We start from the raw sequence: 23146 nt of genomic DNA on the forward strand, positions 1-23146 counted from the left end.
CAGCCCGCCACCATCGGGATACCTCATCCCTCCGGCATACCGAGGACACCACCAGCCGTCACCGGGACAGAGAACTCCCACCATTAAAGATCTCTAGCTTCACTGAGACAGAAGGCCAAGCGGCTGGGTGCTGAGTAAACGCATCGATTGGAGGAGAGCGGTCAGTGTCCTTTGACAGCGAAGTTAGTCGCTCTGTTCGCGTTGGCCTGCGGCGACTGGATTGATTGGCAAACGATCAGGTGAGGACCGGTGGGGGATGGGTGGACCCTTGTCGCCGCACTGGGTGGCCGCCGTCACATAGGGAGCGAGAACAGCCGTACTGGCCCTGAGGGCCAGCGGGCATCGTCGCGCAGGGGCGTCACCATGGTCGGCAGCGGCATGGTCACCAGGCGGCCTTCGGGTTGTTCGACGAGTACGTCCCCGTCGAGCGGGTGCCATCCGAGGCGCTGGTAGAGCGGCATGAGGGGAGGTCGGCAGAACAGGAGTGCGTGCTGAGGACCCATCGTGCGGGCGTACTCCAGGGCAGCTGTGACGACGAGCCGAGCCAGGCCCTGACCTTGCATGCCGGGTGCGACGGCCACACCGCCGACGCCCACCACCTCTGTCTGGGTGTCGCCGATCGCGACAGGCAGTCGCAGCAGGCCGGCGTGTGCCATGAGCCGGTCTTTGTGTCTGATACCGAAGTGTTCCTCTTTCGGCAGCCAGGTCAGACCCGTCGAGGCGACACCGAAGGGATCATCGCCATTGCCAAGGATCTCCTGCTGGTCCGCCTTCGTGTACTGGGAGAGCCGCACCACAATCGGTGCCGCAGAGGATCGGTTGTCAGGCATTCCCACATGATGATCTCTCCGCCGAGCACTGGCCAAGCGATTCCTCGGCCGACACCGGGCACTGCCGGCTCCCGATCGGCAAACGGTGTCAGGACTGACTGATGGAGCCAGTGGGTCGTGGGCGGGTCCGGAAGTAGACGTTGTGGCCAGGCATGTCATCTCGAACGCCTCTGCGTCCCTCGGTTCGATGCGCTCATCGGCGCGGACATCGACGACCACCGCGGAGCCGTCCGCGCGACGTACGAAGCAGTCCGGAGCATGCCGACGCTCACGCTCGCCGTCGTGCCAGTGCAGCCAGAACGGCTGCGAGGCGATCCCCACGACCCCAGGATCGAAGTCCATCAGCACAAGCCGGTCCCGCTCCAGCCACGACTCGAAACCGACGTGCCGGCCGGTCGTCGCCGCCCAGCACCAGCCCGAGAAGTGACCTCACCGCGCGACCAGCGAAACGGCCGCACCGCAGTCACGTCCTCGAACTGCGCCGTCACACAGTCCAGCCGTGGACGCCGCCGACGCTCGCGTACAGCATCGACATATGAGAGTTCGACGTACGGCTCCGCGAGATCCACCCTGACCGGTACGGCCACCCAGCACCCCCAGCGCGTCACCTCATGCGACTTGGTTCGCTGGCAAGGAAGCCGAAACGACTGGGTTCGCTGTCAAACGCCTCGATTGGATGACGGCGGTCGGCGGCCGGGCACGCATGACCTCGCGGCGGCGATGTACTAGAGTTATCTCGACATCGAGATATCTGCCGGGAGGCGTACCGCTGCCGCGCTAGTAAGGCTTGCCTAACTTAGCCTTACCTTAGCTGATCGGCAAGGATCTGTGACGGCAGGATTGCGGTGGTACGCGCGAATTCATGCATTGAAGGAGACTGTCGTGTCGGCGAACAGCTTCGACGCCCGCAGCACGCTGCAGGTGGGCGACGAGTCGTACGAGATCTTCAGGCTGGACAAGGTCGAGGGCTCCGCCCGCCTTCCCTACAGCCTGAAGGTGCTGCTGGAGAACCTGCTCCGTACCGAGGACGGCGCGAACATCACCGCCGACCACATCCGTGCGCTGGGCGGCTGGGACTCCCAGGCGCAGCCGAGCCAGGAGATCCAGTTCACGCCGGCCCGCGTGATCATGCAGGACTTCACCGGTGTGCCCTGCGTCGTGGACCTGGCCACCATGCGTGAGGCCGTCAAGGAGCTGGGCGGCGACCCGGCGAAGATCAACCCGCTGGCCCCGGCCGAGCTGGTCATCGACCACTCCGTCATCGCCGACAAGTTCGGCACCGCCAACGCCTTCCAGCAGAACGTGGAGCTGGAGTACGGCCGCAACAAGGAGCGCTACCAGTTCCTGCGCTGGGGCCAGACCGCCTTCGACGAGTTCAAGGTCGTCCCGCCCGGCACCGGCATCGTCCACCAGGTCAACATCGAGCACCTGGCCCGTACGGTCATGACCCGCAACGGCCAGGCGTACCCCGACACCCTCGTCGGCACCGACTCGCACACCACCATGGTCAACGGCCTGGGCGTCCTCGGCTGGGGCGTCGGCGGCATCGAGGCCGAGGCCGCGATGCTGGGCCAGCCGGTCTCCATGCTCATCCCGCGCGTCGTCGGCTTCAAGCTGACCGGTGAGCTCAAGCCCGGCACCACCGCCACGGACCTCGTCCTCACGATCACCGAGATGCTGCGCAAGCACGGCGTCGTCGGCAAGTTCGTCGAGTTCTACGGCGAGGGCGTCGCCGCCACCTCGCTCGCCAACCGCGCCACCATCGGCAACATGTCGCCGGAGTTCGGCTCCACCGCCGCGATCTTCCCGATCGACGACGAGACGCTGAACTACCTGAAGCTGACCGGCCGCTCCGAGCAGCAGGTCGCCCTGGTCGAGGCGTACGCCAAGGAGCAGGGCCTGTGGCTGGACCCGGCCGCCGAGCCGGACTTCTCCGAGAAGCTGGAGCTGGACCTCTCCACGGTCGTCCCCTCGATCGCCGGCCCGAAGCGCCCGCAGGACCGCATCGTCCTGGCCGAGGCGTCCCGCCAGTTCGCGCAGGACGTGCGCAACTACGTCAGCGAGGCCGACCTCGACGAGGCGGGCAAGGAGTCCTTCCCGGCCTCCGACGCCCCCGCGGTCTCCAACGGCACGCCGAGCAAGCCGACCCAGGTCGTGGCCGCCGACGGCTCGGTATTCGAGATCGACCACGGCGCCGTCACGGTCGCCGCGATCACCTCCTGCACCAACACCTCGAACCCCTACGTCATGGTCGCCGCAGCGCTGGTGGCCAAGAAGGCGGTCGAGAAGGGCCTGTCCCGCAAGCCGTGGGTCAAGACCACCCTCGCCCCCGGCTCGAAGGTCGTCACCGACTACTTCGACAAGGCGAACCTGACGCCCTACCTGGACAAGCTGGGCTTCAACCTCGTCGGCTACGGCTGCACCACCTGCATCGGCAACTCCGGTCCGCTGGACGAGGAGATCTCCAAGGCGATCAACGAGAACGACCTCGCGGTCACCTCGGTGCTCTCCGGCAACCGCAACTTCGAGGGCCGGATCAACCCCGACGTCAAGATGAACTACCTGGCGTCCCCGCCGCTGGTCGTCGCGTACGCCATCGCCGGCTCCATGAAGGTGGACATCACCACCGAGGCGCTGGGCACCGACCAGGACGGCAACCCGGTCCACCTCAAGGACATCTGGCCCTCCGAGGCCGAGGTCAACGACGTCGTGGCCAACGCCATCGGCGAGGACATGTTCTCCAAGTCGTACGAGGACGTCTTCGCGGGCGACGCCCAGTGGCAGGCGCTGCCGATCCCGACCGGCAACACCTTCGAGTGGGACCCGCAGTCCACCTACGTCCGCAAGCCCCCGTACTTCGAGGGCATGACGATGGAGACCAGCCCGGTCTCCGACGTCCAGGGCGCCCGCGTGCTCGCCAAGCTGGGCGACTCGGTCACCACCGACCACATCTCCCCGGCCGGTGCGATCAAGGCCGACACCCCGGCCGGCCAGTACCTCACGGAGCACGGCGTCGAGCGCCGCGACTTCAACAGCTACGGCTCGCGCCGCGGCAACCACGAGGTCATGATCCGCGGTACGTTCGCCAACATCCGCCTGCGCAACCAGATCGCGCCGGGCACCGAGGGCGGCTTCACGCGTGACTTCACGCAGGAGGGCGGCCCGGTCTCCTTCATCTACGACGCGTCGCAGAACTACCAGGCGGCCGGCATCCCGCTGGTCATCCTGGCCGGCAAGGAGTACGGCTCCGGCTCGTCCCGCGACTGGGCCGCCAAGGGCACCGCGCTGCTCGGCGTCAAGGCCGTCATCGCCGAGTCCTACGAGCGCATCCACCGCTCGAACCTGATCGGCATGGGCGTCCTCCCGCTCCAGTTCCCCGAGGGCGCCTCCGCGCAGTCCCTGGGCCTGACCGGCGAGGAGACCTTCGACATCACCGGCGTCACCGCCCTGAACGACGGCGGCATCCCGGAGACCGTCAAGGTCAAGGCGGGCGACGTCGAGTTCGACGCCAAGGTGCGCATCGACACCCCCGGCGAGGCCGACTACTACCGCAACGGCGGCATCATGCAGTACGTGCTGCGCTCGCTGATCCGGAAGTAACCGGCGATCCCGCTCCGTTGAGCGGGTGAAACGCAAGGGCCGCACCCCGGCTGGGGTGCGGCCCTTGCCGTGTTGCCGTCCCGTTGCTCATAAACCGGTGCGGCGCGCCTCCACGAGACGCGCCGCACCATCACCTCACCGGCACACGGCCGACCGGAGTCCCCCGGCTACCGGTGTCCTGGGACTAGAACATCCAGCTGTAGATGTTGTAGCCGAAACCGATCTGCTTGCGGGACTCGAAGGGGTCCTGGTTGCCGCCGTCGCCCTTGTAGAGCCACAGCTTGCCGTCGGTGCCGCGGGCGAGCAGGTCCGCGCGGCCGTCGAGGTCCACGTCGCCGACCGAGACGAGGGCGTTGTACGCGTTCCAGCCCGCGCCGATCTTGACGCGCGGGGCGAACGGCGCCTTGTAGTCGCCGGTGCCCTTGTAGAGCCACAGGACGCCGGAGGAGTCCCGGGCCACGATGTCGGCCTTGCCGTCGCCGGTCAGGTCGCCCTTGCCGGAGATCTCGGTGTAGGCGTTCCAGCCGCCGCCGACCTTGACGCGCGAGGTGACCTGGCCGTTGTCGTAGCCGAGGTAGATCCACAGCACGCCCGACTTGTCGCGCGCGATGATGTCGTACGCGGTGCCGCCGCCGAGGTTGCCCGGGGACAGGACCTTGTCGTAGATGTTCCAGCCGCCGCCGACCGTACGGCTCTCGGAGCCCGAGTTGAAGTACAGGTTGCCGGCCTTGTCCCAGGCCCACATGCCGTCGCCCACGCCGTCGCCGCTGTGGTCGACCGTGGCCGCGGCCTTGAGCAGGTCCCAGTCGCTGGTGACGAACATGCGCTCGTCCAGGCCGCCGGTGCCGTCCGGCAGGTACTGGTACAGGAAGCCGTCGGAGCGCTGGATGCCGAACAGGCCGAACACGGGGGCCTCGGCGGTCGCCGCCGCACGCGCCGTGGCGCGGGACTTGGCCCCGGCGCCGGCCTTCGGCGCCGCCTGCGCCAGCTTGCTGATGTCGACGTTCTTCACGGGGGCGGGGACCGGCGCGTCCGCCACCGCGGCTGAGGCGCTGGTGCCGACCAGGGCGGCGGCGATCGCCGCGACAGCCAGGCGCGATACGGCGCGCCCGCGCTTACGGCCGGGAAGTTTGGCCACGTAATTCTCCATTTGCCATGTGATGAGGCGCGACGCACCCTCATGGGGGTGCGTCGTGTGATCGTCAGGATCTTTGCACAACCTTTTCACATGTCAACTGGTTTACGGATGGTCTGATCAATCGGTCCTGGAACCCGCCCGTTTCGGGCCGATCAGCTCGAACTCTGCCAAGGAGGCAGGGTTTGCCGGTGTCAGTCGGTAACGCTGGTAGCTCTCAGGTGATTTCACCGTGAATATCCGGGTTTGCCGGTCCCAGCTGAAGGTCTCGTGCGTCCGCCGGTCCAGCGTCCGCCACTTCCCGTGGCGGTCCAGGCCCTCCAGCACCCAGGCGCCGGGCGCGTCACCCTTCGCTGCCGAGGTGAGGGTGTACGAGGTCACCCGCGCCGCCGACGGGAGCGTGACCGGGACGGAGTCGAAGGACGCCGAGGTGGCCGACGTGTCGTCCAGCAGCGGGCTGCTGCCCGGCGCCGTCAGGTCGCCGTCGGGCACCGGCACCCGGTCGTCGCGTGTGATGGACGACGGCGCCGCATGCTCGCCCGTGCCCCAGGAGGACGGGCGCGGCCCCATCGCGAATTCCAGGGTGCCGCCGCGGGCGAGCAGGGCGTGCGGCAGCGCCGTGGAATTCCACGGCTTTCCGTTGACCCGCAGCCCTTGGACGTACACATTGCGCGCGTTGTTGCGCGGTGCCTTGACGACGAGGTCGCGGCCGTTCTCCAGATGGACGGTGGCCTTGGTGAACAGCGGCGAGCCGACGGCGTATTCGGGCGAGCCCATCACCAGCGGATAGAACCCGAGCGCGCTGAAGACGTACCACGCGGACATCTCGCCGTTGTCCTCGTCGCCCGGATACCCCTGGCCGATCTCGCTGCCCAGATAGAGGCGGGAGAGCACCTCGCGGACCTTCTCCTGCGTCTTCCACGGCTGCCCGGCCGCGTCATAGGCGTACGCGATGTGGTGCGACGGCTGGTTGCTGTGCCCGTACATGCCCATCCGGGTGTCCCGGGCCTCGGTCATCTCGTGGATGACGTTGTTGTACGAGCCGGCGAATTCCTTCGCCGCGGTTTCCGGGGTGGCGAAGTACGCGTCCAGCTTCTTCGCCAGGCCCGCCCGGCCGCCGTACAGGTTGGCCAGGCCGCGGGTGTCCTGCGGCGCGGTGAAGGCGAAGGTCCAGGCGTTGGTCTCGGTGTAGTCGTGGCCCCAGACGCGCGGGTCGAAACGGTCCGGGGGCAGCCGCCAGTTCCCGGCCGCGTCCCTGCCCTGGAAGAAGCCGACCTTGTCGTCGAAGTGCTTGACGTAATCGCGGGCGCGGTTGAGGAAGTACGCGGACTCTTCCTTGTAGCGCGGGTTCTTCGTCTTCGCGTACAGCGCCTGTCCCATTCGGGCGATGCCGTAGTCGTTGAGGTATCCCTCCAGCGCCCAGGACATGCCTTCCTTGGTGTCCGTGCTCGTATAGCCGCGGAAGGGCGAGGTGGCCATGCCCTTGCGGCCGACTCCGGGGCTGGGCGGGGCGACGGTGGCGTTCTTCACCGCCGCCTCATAGGCCGCGGCGGCGTCGAACTTCACGCCCTTCGCATAGGCGTCGGCGAAGGCCACGTCCGAACTCGTACCGGTCATCAGATCGGCGTAACCGGGGGAGGACCAGCGGGAGATCCAGCCGCCGTCCTTGTACTGCTGGACGAAACCGTCCACCATTTTCCCCGCCTGGCGCGGAGTGAGCAGGGAATAGGCGGGCCACGTGGTGCGGTAGGTGTCCCAGAAGCCGTTGTTGACGTAGACCTCACCGTCGACGATCTTCGCTCCGGTGCGGTCCGGGGTGTCCGGCCCGGTCCGCGGCGAGAAGGGGCTCGCGTACCGGACGCGCGAACCGGCCTGCTCATGGCCGGAGTTGGGGTAGAGGTAGAGCCGGTAGAGGTTGGAGTAGAGCGTGACGAGCCGGTCCCGGCTCGCGCCCTCGACCTCGATGCGGCCGAGGATGCCGTCCCACTGGGCACGCGCGCGGTCCCGGACCCGCTCGAAGGAGTCGCCCGCCGGAATCTCGCGCTCCAGGTTCGCGCGCGCCTGGTCGACGCCGATCAGCGAGGTGGCGATGCGCAGCGTGACCGTACGGTCCGCGCCGGGCCGCAGTTTCAGGTAGCCCGTGACGTCCGGGCCACCGCCACCGCTCAGCTTGCCGCCCGCGGTGACCGGTGTGTCGAGCACGCCGTACACGAACAGCCGGGTGGCGCCGGTCGACAGGTTGCTCCGGACGTCGGAGAAGCCGGTGACGACGCCCCGCCCGGTGTCCAGGGTGAGCCCGCCGTTGTTGTTGACGTTGTCGAAGATCAGGTTCGCGTCGTCGCCGGGGAAGGTGAAGCGCATCAGCGCCGCGTGATCCGCCGGGGCGATGTCCGCCCGGAGGCCGTTGTCGAAGGTGACGCCGTAGTGGTGCGGCTTCGCGGTCTCGTTGGCGTGGTGGAAGGGCAGGGCGCGTGCGGCCCGGCCGGCGTCCGGGGTGCCGGCCGCGGTGGACGGCATGACCTGGAAGGTCTGCCGGTCGCCCATCCAGGGGCTCGGCTCGTGGCTGGCGGCGAACGCCTGGAGGGTGGGCAGGTTGGCGGCGTTGTTCTTCCGCGCGTACTCGTACAGCCAGTCGGTGGAGCCCGCGTTGGTCACCGGCGTCCAGAAGTTGAAGCCGTGCGGCACGGCGGTGGCCGGGAAGGTGTTGCCGCGCGAGAAGCTGCCGCTGGAGTTCGTGCCGCGGGTGGTCGCCACGTAATCGGCGAAGTGGGCGGGCGGCTTCTCCCGGGCCGCCGGGCCCAGGGTGATGTCGTCGACCCAGCCGCGGAAGACCGGTGTGGCCTTCGGCGCGGTCGGAGAGTCGTACGCGATCAGGATCCGGTCGACGGTCTTGCCCGCCGCGACGGCGCCGATCCGCGACTGGCGGTGGTTCCACTGGTTGACGTAGAGCGTCTTGGCGGCGGCCTGGCCGCGCGGGGTGAGCGGCGCGCCGTTCTGGTCGGCGGCGCCCAGCTCGCTGAGGTACGTGCCGTCGGTGAAGGCCAGGTCGAGCGCGACGTGGGTGGCGGGGTAGCCCAGGTCGGTGGCGGCCATCTCGGGGAAGACCTTGTACGACAGCAAGGTGGCGGACGTGACCGGCAGGTCGACGTCGAAGACCTTGTTGTACGAGTAGCCGCGGCCGGACGCGGTGTGGGTGCCCGCGTAGCGCAGCGCCCGCAGCCCGCTGAAGCCGGCGTTCGCCTTGGCGGTGGGGGAGGCGGTGGGGCCGGAGTCGGGGTGGCTGCTCATACCGGCGCCCGGACCGCTCTCCGGGCCCACCCCGGACGTCTTGCCGGCGCCGTCCGGGCCGGTTTCGACCGTGTCCAGCCAGGCGGGCCGCGGATCGCCGGTCTCGAAGGAGGAGCTGAACTGCCGCTCGCCCGGGGGCTTTCCGGGCGGGGCCGCGACGGCGGGGGCGTGCGCCGTCAGGACGAGCAGGGCCGCCACCGCGAGCGCGACGGGGCGGGCCGTGCCGGGCAGGGATCTGTGCCGGTGTCTGAGCCGCACGCGTACCTCTCAACGAAGCGACATTTCCCCAACGGTGACATCGTTGTCAGCTGCGTAATGCAGAGATAAGTAAGGTGCGTGGGACCTTTGTTGTCAAGAGTGACCCGGCGAACGGCGACCAGAAGTTTCCGGCGCAAGCGACGCATACCGTCGAGGTCTCAACTCGGGAAAGATGGCGGCCCGAACTTGCTTACGATCTTGCCGAGTTGACCTGAAGTGGACTATACCTGTCGGCGTCCGAGCGACTGTGCGAACGACGTCGCGGACCCGGGGGGACCTGCGGAGCAGCACAAGAAATCGGCCCCGCACATCTCTAGCGTGCCCGGTGCACATCCCGTACAACTCAGCTTCATCTGACCCGCGGTGCCGGGGTGGCTCCGGTACACCGCCTGAGTCCTGAAGAAGGCGAGGACTTGCGCATGGGATCCACCTCAGAATTCAGCCGCCGTGCCCTGATCAAGCGGGCCGCGGCGCTCGGAATCGTCACCGTACCGGCCATGAGCGCCCTGTCGGCATGCGCCAGCAGTGGTGGCGACGGCGGCGAGAAGGCCGAGAAGGGGCAGAAGTCCGCCAAGAATCCGCTGGCGGTCAATGACAGCGCCGCCCTCGACGTCGTCATCTTCGACGGCGGATTCGGCGACAAATACGCGAAGGACGCCCAGGCCGAATACGTCGCCGCCTTCCCCAAGACCAAGGGCAAGGTCAAGCTCGCCTCCACCCAGAAGATCCAGTCCACCCTCCAGCCGCGGTTCAACGGCGGCAACCCGCCGGACCTGGTGGACAACTCCGGCGCGGAACAGATGGACTTCGGCACACTGGTGTCGAAGAACCAGCTCGCCGACCTCACCCCGCTGCTCGACGCCCCGTCGATCGACGACCCGAACAAGAAGGTGCGCGACACACTGCGCCCCGGTGTCGTCGAGATGGGCCAGTTCGGCGGCAAGGAAACCTGGATCATGTACTACGCGTACACGGTCTACGGCGTCTGGTACTCCAAGACGAACCTCCAGAAGGTCGCCGACGCGGAATACCCGAAGACCTGGGACGAGATGCTCGCGGTGTGCGAGAAGGCGAAGAAGAAGGGCGTCGCCGGGTGGACCTACCCCGGCAAGTACCCGTACTACCTCCCCTTCAGCCTCTACCCGTTCATCGCCAAGATCGGCGGTGCGGAAGTGCTCCGGAAGATCGACAATCTGGAGCCGAACGCCTGGAAGGACCCGGCCGTCAAGGCGGCCTTCGACGCCTATTACGAGCTGTACAAGAAGGGGTACGTCCTCAAGGGCTCGCCGGGCCTGGACCACCTCCAGTCGCAGAAGGCGTGGGCCGAGGGCAAGGCGCTGTTCATACCCAACGGGTCGTGGGTGGAGAACGAATCGGCCAAGCAGATCGAGAAGAACCCGGACTTCCAGCTCTCGGTCGGCGCGCCGTCCAGCCTCTCGTCCTCCGACAAGATGCCGTTCGGCACGATCTGGGCCTCCGGCGGCGAGCCGTACATCGTGCCCCGGGAAGCCAAGAACGCGCCCGGCGGCATGGAAATGCTGCGCATCATGCTCAGCAAGAAGTCCTCGCAGAACTTCATCAAGCAGGTCTCCTCGCTCACCTCGCTCAACGGCGGTACGGAGGGCCTGAAGCTGCCCCCGGGCCTGGACTCGGCGCAGCAGGCGCTGCGGACGGCCGGTCGGAACATCGTCAACCCGCGGTTGCAGGACTGGTACGTGGCGCTGCAGAAGGAGAAGATCGGCGTCGGCGCGCTGGGCGAGATGATGGCGGGCCGCATGACTCCCGACGAGGCGATCACCAAGATCCAGAAGTACGCGGACGAGACGCGCGAGGACAGCAGCGTCAAGAAGTACAAGCGCTGACCGTGCGTCGGACGCGTCACCAGCGGTGGCGGTCACGCGAAACCGCGGGGAAAGAACGGGATCGGTAGTCATGCAGCACGGTAAATACCGCTTCATAGTGGGGTTCCTGGTCATCCCGCTGGCGATATACGCGATCTTCGTGATATCGCCGTTCGTGCAGGCGATCTACTACTCCTTCACGGACTGGACCGGCCTGAGCTCGGACATGAAAATGGTCGGGTTCGACAACTACACGCGCCTCTTCAAGGACAGCGTTTTCTGGGCCGCGGTGGGAAACAGTGTGACGCTGTTGCTGCTGCTGCCGGTGGTGACGCTCTCGCTCGGGCTCTTCTTCGCCTTCATGCTCAACGTCGGTGGCCGCCGCAGAAAGAAGGCGGTCATCGGCGGGGTGCGCGGCTCGGGCACGTACAAGATTCTCTACTTCTTCCCGCAGGTGCTGTCGATCCCGATCGTCGCCCTGCTCTTCCAGTTCGCGTACAACCCGGAGAGCGGCGCGCTGAACGCGTTCTTCCAGGCGATCGGACTGGACAACGTGCAGCCCGACTGGCTGGGCGATCCGCAGATCGCGCTCTGGTGCATCATGGGCGCGATGATCTGGGCCAATGTCGGCTTCTACGTCGTGCTCTTCTCGGCCGGCATGAGTTCCATACCGAAGGACTTCTACGAGGCCGCGCTGCTCGACGGCGCGAACCGGTTCAACACGTTCTTCCGGATCACCCTGCCGCTGCTCTGGGACACGGTGCAGACCGGCTGGATCTATATGGGCATTCTGGCGCTGGACGTGTCGGCCTTCGCGTTCGTGCAGATCATGAGTGTCGGGCCGGGCGGCCCCGACTACTCCACCGAGGTCCTGCCGCTGTACGTCTATCAGAAGACCTTCCGCGACGGTCAGGCCGGTTACGCCACCTCGATCGGCGTTTCCCTGCTGATAGTGACCCTGATCTTCTCGGCCATCGTCATGCGGCTGGGCCGGCGCGAGCGACTGGAGTTCTGATGAGCGTGCAGACCACCAAGCCCCCGGCGGCGACGGGCCGGGACGGCGCGGGCGGCAAGGGCCGCAAGGGCGGCGAGAGCGGTGAGGGCCGCGTCCTGAACGTCTTCTCGCACGGCGTCCTGGTCATCTGGGGCCTGCTGGTCACCATGCCGCTGCTGTGGGCGGTGATCAGCTCCTTCAAGGACGACGGGGAGATCTTCGGCTCGCCCTGGGGCCTGCCGTCGGCGCTGCACTTCGACAACTGGGCGCGCGCCTGGGACAAGGCCAACATGGGCCAGTACTTCTTCAACTCGCTGATCGTGGTGGGCGGTTCACTGATCGGCACGATGCTGCTGGGCTCGATGGCGGCGTACGTACTGGCCCGGTTCGACTTCCCGGGCAACCGCTTCATCTACTTCCTGTTCGTGGGCGGGATGGGCTTCCCGATCATCCTGGCGCTGGTCCCGCTGTTCTTCGTCATGAAGAACATGGCCCTGCTGGACACCTACCACGGCCTGATCCTGGTCTACATCGGGTACTCCCTGCCGTTCACCGTCTTCTTCCTCAGCGGGTTCTTCAGAACGCTGCCGACGTCGGTGGCGGAGGCCGCGCTCATCGACGGCGCCTCCCACACGCGTACGTTCTTCCAGGTCATGCTGCCGATGGCCAAACCGGGCCTGATCAGCGTCGGCATCTTCAACTTCCTGGGGCAGTGGAACCAGTACCTGCTGCCGACGGTGCTCAACGTCGGCGACCCGGACAAGAAGGTGCTGACCCAGGGCCTGGTCGCGCTGGCGGTCAGCCAGGGGTACAAGGGCGACTGGTCCGGCCTGTTCGCGGGCCTGACCATCGCGATGCTGCCGGTGCTCGGCGCGTACATCATCTTCCAGCGGCAGGTGGTGGCGGGCCTGACGGCGGGGGCGCTGAAGTAGCCCCGCGCGCCGTGCCGGCCGGCCGTACGCCGTACGCCACAGCGGCCCCCGCCGACCCGCGGGGGCCGCTGTTCTGCTTGGAGAACAGCCGGGTTTTGGCCACAGGGCCGGTGCACCCGGTCGAGGACTTGACGTAACAGGACCCTGGCACGTCAGCTTAGATTCACATGTTGGAGACAAGCCGGGTCCCGTCGGTGTGGCCCGGCCGGCGGCCGGTCGTCGTGCCGGGCGCTACAGGCGGGAGTGGATGAGTCGATGGAGACTCCGGGTTCGCAGTCCTCGCTGCACCGGGCCAATCTGGAGCGGGTCGTACGCGCGGTGCGCATGGCGGGATCGCTCACCCAGGCGGAGATCGCCCGGACCACGGGTCTGTCGGCGGCCACGGTCTCCAACATCGTGCGGGAACTGAAGGACGCCGGGACCGTCGAGGTCACACCGACCTCGGCGGGCGGGCGCCGGGCCCGCAGCGTCTCGCTCTCCGGCGACGCCGGGATCGTCGTCGGCGTCGACTTCGGCCACTCCCACCTGCGCGTCGCGGTCGGCAACCTCGCCCACCAGGTGCTGGCCGAGGAGACCGAGCCGATCGACGTGGACGCCTCCGCCGCGGAGGGCTTCGACCGGGCCGAGCGCCTGGTCAACCGGCTGATCGAGGCGACCGGTGTGGGTGCGGGCAAGGTCATCGGGGTGGGCCTCGGCGTCCCCGGGCCCATCGACGTGGAGTCCGGCACGCTCGGCTCGACCGCGATCCTGCCCGGCTGGAGCGGCACGAATCCGAGCGAGGAGCTGGCCGGGCGGCTCGGCGTCGGGGTGTACGTCGACAACGACGCCAACCTGGGCGCGCTCGGCGAGCTGGTGTGGGGCGGCGGACGCGGCGCCGCCGACCTCGCGTACATCAAGGTCGCCAGCGGCGTCGGCGCCGGCCTGGTCATCAGCGGCCAGATCTACCGGGGTCCCGGCGGCACGGCCGGCGAGATCGGGCACATCACGCTGGACGAGTCCGGGCCGGTGTGCCGCTGCGGCAACCGCGGCTGCCTGGAGACCTTCACCGCCGCCCGGTACGTGCTCCCGCTGCTCCAGCCCAGCCACGGGCCGGACCTCACCATGGCGGAGGTGGTCCGGCTGGCCCGGGAGGGGGACCCCGGGTGCCGCCGGGTGATCGGGGACGTGGGGCGGCACATCGGCAGCGGCGTGGCCAATCTGTGCAACCTGCTCAACCCGAGCCGGGTGGTGCTCGGCGGCGACCTGGCGGAGGCCGGGGAGCTGGTGCTCGGGCCGATCAGGGAATCGGTGTCGCGGTACGCGATCCCCAGCGCCGCGCGGCAGTTGAGCATCGTGCCCGGGACGCTGGGCGGGCGCGCGGAGGTGCTGGGCGCGCTCGCGCTCGTGCTGAGCGAGATGGGCGACTCGACGCTGCTGGACGGCACGCTGCCCGCCGACGGAGCGGTGCCGTCGGGTACGCGTACGGCTCCCGGAGTGCCCGCCGTCGCCGGTGCCCGGCCGGCCGGTGGCACCGGTACCTCGGCCATTGCCTGACGTACACGAGGCACGCTGAGTTCACACAGCTAACGCATGGCACCGTTGTCATCTCGTTAAGTATTTACTCCTTGACGGTCTGCGAGTGGCCGAGTTGACTTCCAGCCACCTCGGCCGCAACGACGCGGCCTCGTCAGGGAGGTTTCACCGTGAACACGCATCTGCGTCGTGCTGCCGTGACCACTGCCGCCGTCTCGATGGCCCTCGGTCTCGCCGCCTGCGGCTCCGCCAAGGAGGCCGGCGGCGACTCGGACGCCAAGAAGGACAAGAAGGGGCCGCTGACCATCGGCCTCCTGCTGCCCGAGAACCAGACCGCGCGCTACGAGCGGTTCGACAAGCCGCTGATCGAGAAGAAGATCCGCGAGCTGGCGGGCAAGGACACCGAGATCCTCTACGACAACGCCAAGCAGGACCCCTCCGTCCAGCAGCAGCAGGTCGACACGATGATCACCAAGAAGGTCGACGCGCTGATCCTGGACGCGGTGGACGCCAAGTCCATCGCCGCCTCCGTCAAGAAGGCGAACGACAAGGGCATACCCGTGGTGGCGTACGACCGGCTGGCCGAGGGCCCGATCAAGGCGTACACCTCCGTCGACAACGAGCGCGTCGGGCGGATCCAGGGCGAGTCGCTCCTGAAGGAGCTGGGCGACAAGGCGAGCCAGGGCGAGATCGTCATGATGAACGGGTCGATCACCGACCCGAACGCCAAGATGTACAAGGACGGCGCGCACTCCGTACTCGACGGCAAGGTCAAGATCGGCAAGGAGTACGACACCAAGGAGTGGAAGCCGGAGAACGCCAACGAGAACATGAAGGGCGCCATCTCCTCGCTCGGCAAGGACAAGATCATCGGCGTCTACTCCGCCAACGACGGCATGGCCGGCGGCATCATCACCGCCCTCAAGAGCGCCGGATTCACCAAGCTGCCGCCGGTCACCGGCCAGGACGCGGAGCTCTCCGCCGTCCAGCGCATCCTCACCGGCGAGCAGTTCATGAGCGTCTACAAGCCCTACCAGCCGGAGGCCGACGCCGCCGCGTCGATGGCCGTCGCGCTCGCCCAGGGCAAGAAGCTCGACGGGATCGCCAAGTCCACCGTCGACAGCGCCACCGAGAAGAAGGTGCCGTCCGTCATCGTGACGCCCTTCGCGCTCACCAAGGCGGATATTTCCAAGTATGTCGGCCAGGAAGGTTTCTTCACCAAGGCCGAGATCTGCACCGCCAAGTTCCAGTCCGCCTGCGCCGAGGCCGGCCTGAAGTAGGCCCGGCCGTCCGCCCGGCCCCGCCAGCCAGGGGCCGGACGGCGCGTTCCCGCCGGTCAGGCGGCGAAGGAGATGATTCACGTGTCCGCTACGCCCGTGCTGGCGTTGCGCGGAATCTCCAAGCGGTTCGGCGCCGTACAGGCGCTCACCGATGTCGAACTGGAGATCCACCCCGGCGAGGTCGTCGCCCTGGTCGGCGACAACGGCGCCGGCAAATCCACCCTCGTCAAGGCGATCGCCGGCGTGGGCCCCGCCGACGACGGCGTCATCGAATGGGAAGGCCGGCCGGTCACCGTCGACCGGCCGCACACCGCCCAGGAACTCGGCATCGCGACCGTCTACCAGGACCTCGCGCTCTGCGACAACCTCGACGTCGTCGGCAACCTCTTCCTCGGCCGCGAGATCGTCCGCGCCGGGGTGCTCGACGAGGTCGAGATGGAACGCCGCTCCCGCGAGCTGCTCGGCACGCTCGCCATCCGCATCCCGAGCGTGCGCATCCCCATCGCCTCGCTCTCCGGCGGCCAGCGGCAGACCGTCGCCATCGCCCGCTCACTGCTCGGCGAGCCCAAGGTCGTCATCCTCGACGAGCCCACCGCCGCGCTCGGCGTCGAACAGACCGCCCAGGTCCTCGACCTGGTCGAACGGCTGCGGGAACGCGGCCTCGGCGTCATCCTCATCAGCCACAACATGGCCGACGTCAAGGCCGTCGCCGACCGGGTCGCGGTACTGCGCCTGGGCCGCAACAACGGCACGTTCGAGGTACGCAGCACCACCCAGGAAGAGATCATCTCCGCCATCACCGGCGCCACGGACAACGCCGTGACCCGGCGCAAGGCGCGTACGGATTCCGCGGAGGGCCGGAAGTGACCACCAACCTTTCCAAGGCCGATGGCGCCGATGGCGCCGGAGGCGCCGCCGAGGGTGCCGTTATCGCCGTGGACCCGCGGCTGCTCGTACGGCAGCAGGGCTTCAAGGGCTACCTCGACGAATTCCGCCGCAAGACGCGCAGCGGTGAGCTGGGCTCCCTCCCGGTCATCGTCGGCCTCATCATCATCGGCCTCGTCTTCCAGCTCCAGGACTCCGCGTTCCTCGGCGCCGAGAACCTCTCGAACCTGTTCGTGACGGCCGCCGGCACCGGACTGATCGCCGTCGGCATCGTCTTCGTCCTCATCCTCGGCGAGATCGACCTGTCCGTCGGCTCGGTCAGCGGCCTGGCCGCCGCGGTCTTCGCCGTCCTCAACATCAACAACGGCATGCCGGAGTGGCCGGCCCTCATCCTCGCCCTCCTCACCGGCACCGTGGCCGGCGCCCTGCACGGCTTCTTCTTCGCCCGCATCGGCGTCCCCGCCTTCGTCGTCACACTCGCCGGACTGCTCGGCTGGAACGGCCTGATGCTCCAGATCCTCGGATCGAACGGCACCATCAACCTCGACGACAGCGGCCTCGTCGCCCAGCTCACCAACTACTACTTCACGGATGTGGCCGCCGCGTACGGTCTGGCGACGGTTGCCGTCCTGGCCTTCCTCGGCCTCTCCCTCCTCGACTCCCGCCGCCGCGAGGCCGCGGGCGTCCCGAGCAGGCCGCTCAGCGAAACCGTGCTGCGCACGGTGGTTCTCGCCGTCCCCGCCTATCTGGTCGCCTGGCTCCTGAACCAGTACAAGGGGCTGCCGCTCGCCGTGGTCATCTTCCTGGGCGTCGTCGTCGCCCTCGACTTCGTGCTGCGGCGCACCACGTACGGACGCCAGGTCTTCGCCCTCGGCGGCAGCGTCGAGGCGGCCCGCCGCGCGGGCATCAACGTCGCGTTCATCCGCATCTCCGTCTTCTCCCTCGCCGGCACGATGGCCGCCGTCGGCGGCATGTTCCTGGCCTCCCAGATCAACGCCGCGAATCAGTCCTCCGGGGCGGGCAGCCTCCTCATGAACGCGATTGCCGCCGCGGTCATCGGGGGAACGAGCCTGTTCGGCGGGCGCGGCAAGACGTGGTCCGCGCTCCTGGGCGTCCTGGTCATCCAGTCCATCGCCTCCGGCATGGCGCTGCTGGGTATCGCGTCGGCCGTCCAGTACATGATCACTGGCGCGGTGTTGTTGGCGGCGGTTGTCATCGACTCGGTGTCGCGGAGGACGCAGCGGACGGCGGGCCGGGCGTAGCCGTGCTGCGCACGTGGTTCACCGATGAAAGCCTGGGGTGCCGTGGTCTTTGACCTTGGGCCCCAGGCGGGGCCGCTGATCGCGGCGTAGCCGCGGGTTTTTGGGGGTCTGGTCCGCGCTTCGCGCGGATACGCATTGGCTTCGTTGTGGGGCGGGGGTGCGCAGGGGGCCATCTCTCCCCCAGCCTCCGGCCGGGGGTGCCCCCACGGCGCCTGGAGCGGCCGAAGTGTATGGACGCAACCGGGGCTTCGGTCGCCTGCGGGGAGTGTCCCCCTGCACACCCCCTCCCGTCGGTGTGGCGAGTGCCCTCCCGTCGGTGTGGCGAGTGCGGGCCGGTGGGGGAGGGGGAAAAGAAACCTGGTGCGCGCCCCCCCCATGAGGCGAAGCTCGCCTGGCGTAGGCGCAGAGCCCCGGGCACCTCCGCGTCGCGCGTAGGGCGCGCCAGGGGTCTGTAAGGACCCCTGCCACGGCGGCGGGAAGGCCGCCGACAGGCCGGGCTCGGGGACACGTAGGGGGCTCCCCGCAGGCGACCGAAGCCCCGGTCGCGTCCGAACATTTCGGCCGCTCCAGGCAACGAGGAGAGACCCCTGCGGGGCCCCGAGCCCCCACCCACCGAACCCTGAGCGCAAGACGCGCACCCCCACCGGGGCAACGGCACCCCCACAGAGGCAACCGCAAACCCACCGGGCAGAACCGCACCCACCGGCACAAGCACCCCAGATGCGCCCCGCCCGCAACCCATATTTCGCCAGCCCCCAAACACGGCACCGCGAGAAGCGGAACTACGCACACCCCCACCACGCAGCACAGATGTCGACATCCGCCACCCCACGCCGCTTCCGCGGCCGAAGGCCGCGTCCGCAAACCGGCCATCCGCGTGACATACATCGCACGGCCCGTTATCCGTCGCCGCAAGCGGAACATTAGACTCGGCAGATCGACAAGGTCGACCAGCCAGAGCCAGCTACAACCAGGCGAATCTGCACGAATCGCCCGAACCAGCTCGACAGCAAGGAGGCACGGGTGGCGCTGCTGACCCGTATCAAGGGACCGCGCGATCTGGACCGGCTGGGGCCGGAGCAGCTGGAGCAGCTGGCGGGGGAGATCCGTACGTTCCTCGTCGACGCCGTCTCCAAGACCGGCGGTCACCTCGGCCCCAACCTCGGTGTGGTCGAGCTGACCATCGCCCTGCACCGGGTCTTCGACTCGCCGCGGGACAAGGTGCTCTTCGACACCGGCCACCAGTCCTACGTCCACAAGCTGCTCACCGGCCGCCAGGACTTCTCCAGGCTGCGCAGCAAGGGGGGCCTGTCCGGTTACCCCTCGCGCGCCGAGTCGCCGCACGACGTGATCGAGAACAGCCACGCGTCCACGGTGCTGGGCTGGGCGGACGGCCTGGCCAAGGCCAATCAGGTGCTGCGCAAAAACGATCATGTTGTGGCGGTGATCGGGGACGGCGCGCTGACCGGCGGCATGGCCTGGGAGGCGCTGAACAACATCGCCGACGCCCAGGACCGCCCGCTGGTGATCGTCGTCAACGACAACGAGCGGTCGTACGCGCCGACCATCGGCGGCCTGGCGAACCACCTGGCCACCCTGCGCACGACGGACGGCTACGAGCGCTTCCTGGCGCGCGGCAAGGACCTTCTGGGGCGCACGCCGGTCGTCGGCAAGCCGCTGTACGAGACGCTGCACGGCGCCAAGAAGGGCCTGAAGGACTTCATCGCGCCGCAGGGCATGTTCGAGGACCTGGGGCTGAAGTACGTCGGGCCGATCGACGGGCACGACATCGAGGCCCTGGAGTCCGCGCTCCAGCGCGCCAAGCGCTTCGGCGGCCCGGTCATCGTGCACTGCCTGACCGAGAAGGGGCGCGGCTACAAGCCCGCCGAGCAGGACGAGGCGGACCGTTTCCACGGTATCGGCGTGATCCACCCGGACACCGGCCTGCCGGTGGCCTCCGGCGGCGCGAGCTGGACCTCCGTCTTCGGTGACGAGATGGTCAAGCTGGGCCAGGAGCGCGAGGACATCGTGGCGATCACGGCCGCGATGCTCCAGCCGGTGGGCCTGCAGAAGTTCGCGAAGGCGTTCCCGGACCGGGTCTACGACGTGGGCATCGCCGAGCAGCACGCGGCGGTCTCGGCGGCCGGTCTGGCGACGGGCGGCCTGCATCCGGTCTTCGCGGTGTACGCGACGTTCCTCAACCGCGCCTTCGACCAGGTCCTGATGGATGTCGCGCTGCACAAGTGCGGTGTCACCTTCGTGCTGGACCGCGCCGGTGTCACCGGTGACGACGGCGCCTCGCACAACGGCATGTGGGACATGTCGCTGCTCCAGGTCGTGCCGGGCCTGCGGATCGCCGCCCCGCGCGACGCCGAGCAGGTGCGGGCCCAGCTGCGCGAGGCCGTCGAGGTGGACGACGCGCCGACCGTGGTGCGCTACTCGAAGGGCAAGGTCGGCCCGGCCGTGGAGGCCGTGGGCCGGGTCGGCGGCATGGACGTGCTGCGGGAGCCAGGTGCGGGCGTGGAGCGTCCCGACGTGCTGCTGGTGTCGGTGGGCGCGCTGGCGCCGATGTGCCTGGAGATCGCCGATCTGCTCGACAAGCAGGGCATTTCCACGACGGTGGTGGACCCGCGCTGGGTCAAGCCGGTCGACGCGGCGCTGCCGGGCCTGGCCGACGCGCACCGCGTCGTGGTCACGGTCGAGGACAACAGCCGCTCGGGCGGTGTGGGCTCCGCCGTCGCGCAGGCGCTGCGCGATGCGGGCGTGGACGTACCGCTGCGTGACTTCGGTATTCCGGAGCGCTTCCTCGACCACGCCTCCCGCAAGGAGATCCTGGCCGAGATCGGGCTCACCGCGCCGGACATCGCCCGGCAGGTCACCGGTCTGGTCTCGAAGATCGACGGTCGGTACGAGGGCGCGGACCGGTCGGTGGACGCCGCGGAGTCGGTGGGTTCCGCGGACGACGCCGAGCGCGCCGAGGCCGCCCGCGACTGACGGAGTAAGCGGCTGGTGTACGTACGCGGACGTACGTACACCAGCCGGTCAACGGCTTCACCGGCCGTCCACCGGTCACCCGGTGCCGCTCAAGGCCGCACAAATCCGACGCGCAACACTGCACAAACATCGCTGAACGGTCATACGATGGGCTGGTGGGCCACCCGAACGGGTGCTTTCACCGGCCCTTCGGCATATCCACCCGTCCGTACCATCGGGTGAATCCCCGCCGCGCACAGGCCCGCCGCACCGTACTCGTTCCGACCATTGCGCAGACTCGGTCAGTTCACGAGTCGCGACGGTCGTCCAGGCGGAGGTTGGCCCATGAGCAGCACACAGCGGGGCACGGCACACGGACCGGAACGCGGCGGCGGCGCGGAGCACACCCGGGTACGCCGCACCGGTCTGTTCCGGACCAAAACGGTCGAGGAGTCGATCCGGGACACCGAGGAGCCGGAACACGCGCTCAAGAAATCCCTCTCCGCCCTCGACCTGACCGTCTTCGGCGTCGGTGTCGTCATCGGCACCGGCATCTTCGTCCTCACCGGCAAGATCGCCAAGGAGACCGCGGGCCCGGCCGTCGCGCTCTCCTTCGTCACCGCCGGCCTGGTCTGCGCGCTGGCCGCGCTCTGTTACGCGGAGTTCGCCTCGACCGTGCCGGTGGCCGGTTCCGCGTACACCTTCTCGTACGCCTCGCTGGGCGAGCTGCCCGCCTGGATCATCGGCTGGGACCTCATCCTGGAGCTCGCGCTGGGCTGCGCGGTGGTCGCCGTCGGCTGGTCCGGCTACGTCCGCTCGCTGCTGGACACGGCCGGGGTCCATCTGCCACAGGGGCTGTCCGGCACCCATGAGGGCGCCTTCGGGTTCGACCTGCTCGCCTGCGTGCTCGTGCTGGTGCTGACGGCCATCCTCGTCGTCGGCGTGAAGCTGTCGTCCCGGGTCACCTCGGTGATCGTCGCCGTCAAGGTCACCGTCGTACTGCTCGTGATCGTCGCGGGCGCGTTCTTCATCAGCGGCGCCAACTACGAGCCGTTCATCCCGCCGAGCCAGGCCACCGAGGGCAGTGGCGGCCTCGCGGCGCCGCTGTCCCAGCTGATCTTCGGCTTCACCCCGGCCAACTTCGGCATCATGGGCATCTTCGCCGCCGCCGCGGTCGTCTTCTTCGCCTTCATCGGCTTCGACATCGTCGCCACCGCGGCCGAGGAGACCCGCCTGCCGCAGCGGGACGTGCCGCGCGGCATCCTCGGCTCGCTCGCCATCTGCACGGTGCTCTACGTCGCCGTCTCGGTCGTCGTCACCGGCATGCAGAAGTACAGCGAGCTTTCGACGGACGCCCCGCTCGCCGACGCGTTCAAGTCCGTCGGGCACCCGTTCTGGGCCGGGCTGATCAGCTTCGGCGCGGCCGTCGGCCTGACCTCGGTCTGCATGATCCTGCTGCTCGGCCAGAGCCGGGTCTTCTTCGCGATGAGCCGCGACGGCCTGCTGCCGAAGCTCTTCTCGCAGGTCCACCCGCGCTTCGGCACCCCGTACCGCTCGACCATCGCGCTCGGTGGCGTGGTCGCCGTCGTCGCCGGCTTCACCTCGATCGACGAGCTCGCCGAACTGGTCAACATCGGCACCCTGTTCGCGTTCGTCGTGGTCGCGATCGGCGTGGTCATCCTGCGCCGCACCCGCCCCGACCTGCCCCGTTCCTTCCGCACCCCGCTGGTCCCGGTCGTGCCCGCGCTGTCGGTGCTGGCCTCGCTGTGGCTGATGCTGAACCTGCCGGCGGAGACCTGGCTGCGGTTCGGCATCTGGATGCTCGTGGGCTTCGTCATCTACTTCACGTACGGGCGGTCGCGGAGCCGGATGAACAGGGCCGGGGGCAGGAACGCGGCCACCGGTCCGGTGGGTGGCGGTCCGGGGCAGGGCAGCTGATCCGTACGGGCGTGGCGGTCAGCCGCTCCGCCCGCGACGTACGGCCCGCGGCCCGGCCACCCGGGCCCCCAGCGCCGTCACGCGCGCCCGCAGCCCGCGGTCGGCGGTGACGACCACGGTGTCCGGGCCCCGGTCCGCGTCCCGCACCAGTTCCACGATGCGGTCGTCGCCGCTGCCCGGCGCCTCGACGACCTCCACCCCGGGCAGCGACGCCACACCGCGCGCCGCGCCCTCCACGACGAGGACCAGCCGGACGGGCGGCCCGTCGGGCGCGAGCCCGGGGAACCCGCCGGCCGCCTGTTCCGCCAGCGCGTCCCGCAGCCGTTCGGCCGCCGCGCGGCGGTCCCGCCACCAGCCGTCGGGCACCGAGCCGATGACATTGGCCGCGTCCACGACCACCAGAGTGCTCATGGTCCCA

Annotated in this window: 14 protein-coding genes and 1 pseudogene; 10 read left to right on the forward strand and 5 right to left on the reverse strand. The window is 68.7% G+C overall.

Features of this window, described 5'->3' with window-relative positions; translation table 11 throughout:
• Positions 1-293: 293 nt before the first annotated feature.
• Complete coding sequence (locus tag ADK86_RS05675; protein ID WP_053695595.1) at positions 294-830, reverse strand: GNAT family N-acetyltransferase; 537 nt, start codon at positions 828-830, stop codon at positions 294-296.
• 207 nt (positions 831-1037) lie between these two features.
• Positions 1038-1196, reverse strand: a pseudogene (locus ADK86_RS45605) (hypothetical protein); the annotation flags it as partial.
• Positions 1197-1712: 516 nt separating this feature from the next.
• Between ADK86_RS45605 and acnA the strand changes: the two are divergent.
• Entirely contained in the window at positions 1713-4430 is a 2718-nt protein-coding gene (acnA, locus tag ADK86_RS05680) for an aconitate hydratase AcnA (protein ID WP_053695596.1), read from the forward strand.
• 184 nt (positions 4431-4614) lie between these two features.
• On the opposite strand, the gene ADK86_RS05685 is transcribed toward acnA, so the two are convergent.
• Both ADK86_RS05685 and ADK86_RS05690 read right to left on the reverse strand, forming a co-directional pair.
• Positions 4615-5568 carry an FG-GAP repeat domain-containing protein gene (locus tag ADK86_RS05685; RefSeq protein WP_078951850.1) on the reverse strand — a complete coding sequence of 318 codons (954 nt, stop codon included), beginning with the start codon at positions 5566-5568 and terminating at the stop codon, positions 4615-4617.
• A gap of 117 nt (positions 5569-5685) precedes the next feature.
• On the reverse strand, positions 5686-9111 hold the full coding sequence (locus tag ADK86_RS05690) for a GH92 family glycosyl hydrolase (protein ID WP_053695598.1): 3426 nt from the start codon (positions 9109-9111) through the stop codon (positions 5686-5688).
• 419 nt (positions 9112-9530) lie between these two features.
• On the opposite strand from ADK86_RS05690, the gene ngcE reads away from it, so the two are divergent.
• From ngcE to ADK86_RS05735, 9 genes are all read left to right on the forward strand, one after another.
• On the forward strand, positions 9531-10973 hold the full coding sequence (ngcE, locus tag ADK86_RS05695; protein ID WP_053695599.1) for an N-acetylglucosamine/diacetylchitobiose ABC transporter substrate-binding protein: 1443 nt from the start codon (positions 9531-9533) through the stop codon (positions 10971-10973).
• 70 nt (positions 10974-11043) lie between these two features.
• Positions 11044-11967 (forward strand): carbohydrate ABC transporter permease, encoded by a 924-nt coding sequence (locus ADK86_RS05700; RefSeq protein ID WP_053695600.1) that lies wholly within the window; start codon positions 11044-11046, stop codon positions 11965-11967.
• A complete protein-coding gene (locus ADK86_RS05705) occupies positions 11967-12878 on the forward strand; it encodes a carbohydrate ABC transporter permease (protein WP_053695601.1) in 912 nt (303 codons plus the stop codon). The genes ADK86_RS05700 and ADK86_RS05705 overlap by 1 nt, the downstream gene beginning before the upstream one ends.
• Positions 12879-13133: 255 nt before the next feature.
• The gene (locus ADK86_RS05710; protein ID WP_053695602.1) at positions 13134-14411 is read left to right on the forward strand and encodes an ROK family transcriptional regulator; all 1278 of its coding nucleotides are present in this window, start codon (positions 13134-13136) and stop codon (positions 14409-14411) included.
• Positions 14412-14560: 149 nt separating this feature from the next.
• Positions 14561-15670, forward strand: a complete 1110-nt coding sequence (locus ADK86_RS05715; RefSeq protein ID WP_078951847.1) for a substrate-binding domain-containing protein — start codon at positions 14561-14563, stop codon at positions 15668-15670.
• A 72-nt stretch (positions 15671-15742) separates the two neighbouring features.
• Positions 15743-16537 (forward strand): ATP-binding cassette domain-containing protein, encoded by a 795-nt coding sequence (locus ADK86_RS05720; RefSeq protein ID WP_030602282.1) that lies wholly within the window; start codon positions 15743-15745, stop codon positions 16535-16537.
• The gene (locus ADK86_RS05725; protein WP_053695603.1) at positions 16534-17817 is read left to right on the forward strand and encodes a sugar ABC transporter permease; all 1284 of its coding nucleotides are present in this window, start codon (positions 16534-16536) and stop codon (positions 17815-17817) included. The genes ADK86_RS05720 and ADK86_RS05725 overlap by 4 nt, the downstream gene beginning before the upstream one ends.
• 1023 nt (positions 17818-18840) lie before the next feature.
• Positions 18841-20811 carry a 1-deoxy-D-xylulose-5-phosphate synthase gene (gene dxs / locus ADK86_RS05730; RefSeq protein WP_053695604.1) on the forward strand — a complete coding sequence of 657 codons (1971 nt, stop codon included), beginning with the start codon at positions 18841-18843 and terminating at the stop codon, positions 20809-20811.
• 324 nt (positions 20812-21135) lie between these two features.
• The gene (locus tag ADK86_RS05735) at positions 21136-22728 is read left to right on the forward strand and encodes an amino acid permease (protein WP_234345725.1); all 1593 of its coding nucleotides are present in this window, start codon (positions 21136-21138) and stop codon (positions 22726-22728) included.
• An 18-nt stretch (positions 22729-22746) separates the two neighbouring features.
• Here ADK86_RS05735 and ADK86_RS05740 read toward each other — a convergent pair whose 3' ends face one another.
• Positions 22747-23139: an NTP pyrophosphohydrolase gene (locus ADK86_RS05740; RefSeq protein WP_053695605.1), complete on the reverse strand. Its 393-nt coding sequence runs from the start codon at positions 23137-23139 to the stop codon at positions 22747-22749.
• Positions 23140-23146: the final 7 nt, after the last annotated feature.

Origin of the sequence: Streptomyces sp. NRRL F-5755, from assembly GCF_001279365.1 — a bacterium.
In the GTDB taxonomy this organism is placed as follows: domain Bacteria; phylum Actinomycetota; class Actinomycetes; order Streptomycetales; family Streptomycetaceae; genus Streptomyces; species Streptomyces rimosus.